This is a genomic window from Kribbella sp. (genome assembly GCF_035655035.1).
In the GTDB taxonomy this organism is placed as follows: Bacteria; Actinomycetota; Actinomycetes; order Propionibacteriales; family Kribbellaceae; genus Kribbella.
On record NZ_DASRVN010000447.1, the window covers coordinates 1 to 2,492 of the forward strand.

4 protein-coding genes are annotated in these 2,492 nt (G+C 69.5%); all 4 read right to left on the reverse strand.

The annotated features are described in order from the left end of the window. Positions 1–185 precede the first annotated feature (185 nt). Positions 186–1,055 (reverse strand): AraC family transcriptional regulator, encoded by an 870-nt coding sequence (locus VFF46_RS24620; RefSeq protein WP_325039571.1) that lies wholly within the window; start codon positions 1,053–1,055, stop codon positions 186–188. A 9-nt stretch (positions 1,056–1,064) separates the two neighbouring features. Continuing rightward, positions 1,065–1,274, reverse strand: coding sequence for a GNAT family N-acetyltransferase (locus VFF46_RS24625; protein WP_325039572.1), 210 nt, complete (start codon positions 1,272–1,274; stop codon positions 1,065–1,067). A 35-nt stretch (positions 1,275–1,309) separates the two neighbouring features. Then, positions 1,310–1,504, reverse strand: a complete 195-nt coding sequence (locus VFF46_RS24630) for a hypothetical protein (RefSeq protein WP_325039573.1) — start codon at positions 1,502–1,504, stop codon at positions 1,310–1,312. A gap of 97 nt (positions 1,505–1,601) precedes the next feature. Beyond that, the coding region (locus tag VFF46_RS24635; RefSeq protein WP_325039574.1) for a helix-turn-helix domain-containing protein at positions 1,602–2,492 on the reverse strand (891 nt) is incomplete at its 5' end.

The window sequence follows — 2,492 nt, forward strand, 5'->3', positions numbered from 1 at the left end:
GCACGCTCGCGGCCGCCGCGATAGGTGAGCAGCACGGCCGTACCGCGTTTCGCCACCTCGAACGCCGCGCTCTGCCCGATGCCGGAACTTCCGCCGGTGATCACAGCTACATGCATGATCGTGCACATCTCCTACAGGTCAGGAACAGGTACCTGTCCAGTAGACGGTTCCGTGGTTGCGATGTGTTAGACCGATGCTGGCTGTGACTTGCCTGATCCTGCTCGATCGCGGCTCGGCGGGGCGCCGAACTCACGCCGGTACTCGCGGCTGAACTGGGACGGGCTGTCGTACCCGACGGCGTACCCGGCGCTCGTCACGTCCTCGCCGAGCCCGACCACGCGCAGCCGGGCCTCCTGGAGCCGGATCTTCTTCTGGAACTGGATCGGCGTGAGTTCGGTGACCGTGCGGAAGTGCCGGTGGAACGCGGACGGGCTCAGGCCTGCCATCTCGGCCAGGTCCTCGACGCGGAACGGCTCGGTGTAGTGGTCGCGGATCCAGCGGATCACCCGCGCGACGTGCGACAGGCTGCTGTCGGCGAGACCGATGTCGCGGACGGCGGCTCCTTGGGTACTGCGCAGCAGCCGCCAGAGGATCTCGCGCTCGACCAGCGGCGCGAGGACCCGCGCGTCCTCGGGGGAGTCGAGCAGCCGGAGCAGACGGATCACCGCGTCGATCAGGTCGTCCGACGCACGGCTGACGACCAGGCCGCGAACGGGCGGGCCGGGCTTCTCCGCCGTGTCGAGGAGCAACGACGCGATCGTCGACGGCCGCAGCTCAAGCCCGACCCCGAGGCACGGCGCGGACGGCGAGGCCTCGACGAAATGCCCGGTGACCGGCAGGTCGACCGAGACGACCAGGTAGTCCCCGGCGCCGTACTCGAACACCTGCGGCCCGAGCGCCAGCCGCTTCCGCCCCTGCGCCACCAGCGCAAACGTCGGCGAGGCAAGCGACGCCGCCGGAGGCGTAGGCGCTTCAACGATCGACAACAACAACCCGTCGACAAGCTCCTCACGCCCGGCAGCCCCAACAATCAACCGCCGCAACTCCGTCAACACCCACCCAGCCTATTCCGGATGTACGACGTACGCCGTCTTCTCGTCAGGAGTGAAACCGCAGCGGCGGTAGAAGGCGTGGGTGGACTCGCGGCGGGAGCCGGTTTGGAGCATGACCTTGTAGCAGCCGGCGTCCCACGCTGTCTGCAGGGTTGCGGCCATGATCCGCCTGCCGAGTCCGGTGCCGCGGCGGGCGGCGTCGACGACGACGTTCTCGATCACGGCGTACGGAGCGCCGCCGCGGGTCAGGTTCGGGATCAGGTTGAGGTACGTCGTGGCACCACCTGGGCGCCGTCGGCGAGCACGTAGAGGTGCAGCCCTGGGCGGTCGAGGATCGTGGTGAACGTGTCGCGGGCGTCCGGAACCGGTGGATCGGCTGGGTGGAGTTGGCGATAGAGGGCGAGGATCCCATCGAGGTCGGCGGCGCTCGCGGGGCGGAACTCGGGGCTCACAGGTCGGCGACCTGCTGGATTGCAAGTTGGCGGTTGCCGGCGGCGTCGAGATGTGCCCGGTGGAAGTGCAGCTCCTGGAGGCTCATGGCGCCCGAGCCTACGTGCTGCGGAACGACTGCCGGTACGTGTTCGGCGGTACGCCGACCACCCGCTGGAAGTGCCGCCGCAGCGTGGTCGCCGTTCCGAGACCGGTCGCGGCGGCGACCTTCTCCACGGGATCGTCGGTGGACTCGAGCAACTGCTGTGCCCGGCGTACGCGCTGGGTCAGCAGCCACTGGAGCGGCGTCTGCCCGGTGACCGAGCGGAACTGCCGGCCGAGGTGCCGCGGACTGGTGCTTGCCTGCCGCGCCAGATCGGTGACGGTCAGCGGCTGGTCGAGCCGCGACTGCGCCCAGGCGAGGAGCTGGGCGAGGGAGTGGTCGCCGCTCGCCTGGACCGGAGTCGAGACGAACTGCGCCTGCCCGCCCGCGCGATGCGGCGGTACGACGAGGCGCCGGGCGACCGCGTTCGCCATCGTGGCGCCGTGGTCGAGGTGGATGAGATGGAGACAGAGGTCCACTGCTGCCGCTTTGCCCGCAGCGGTGAGGACGTTGCCGTTGTCGGTGTAGAGGACGTCCGGGTCTACGGCTGCTTCGGGATAGCGAGCCTGTAGTTCTGCGGTATGTGCCCAGTGGGTGGTCGCCTGACGGCCGTCGAGCAGGCCCGCCTCGCCCAGGGCGAACGCGCCGGTGCACAGAGACGCGATACGAGCGCCTGAACTATGGGCGGAGCGGATGGCGGCAACCAGGTCGGGAGCCGGCGGTTGGTCGATGTCCGCGAGGGCGGGGACCAGGATCGTGTCCGCGCGCGCTAGGAAGTCCAGCCCGTGCGACGGCGTCACCAGGAACGGTCCGACCTGGACGGGACCCGGGCCGCACAGCTGTACGTCGTACCAGTCGGTGGCGCCGGGTGGTGGGTTGCCGAACATCTCGTAGGCGATGCCGAGTTC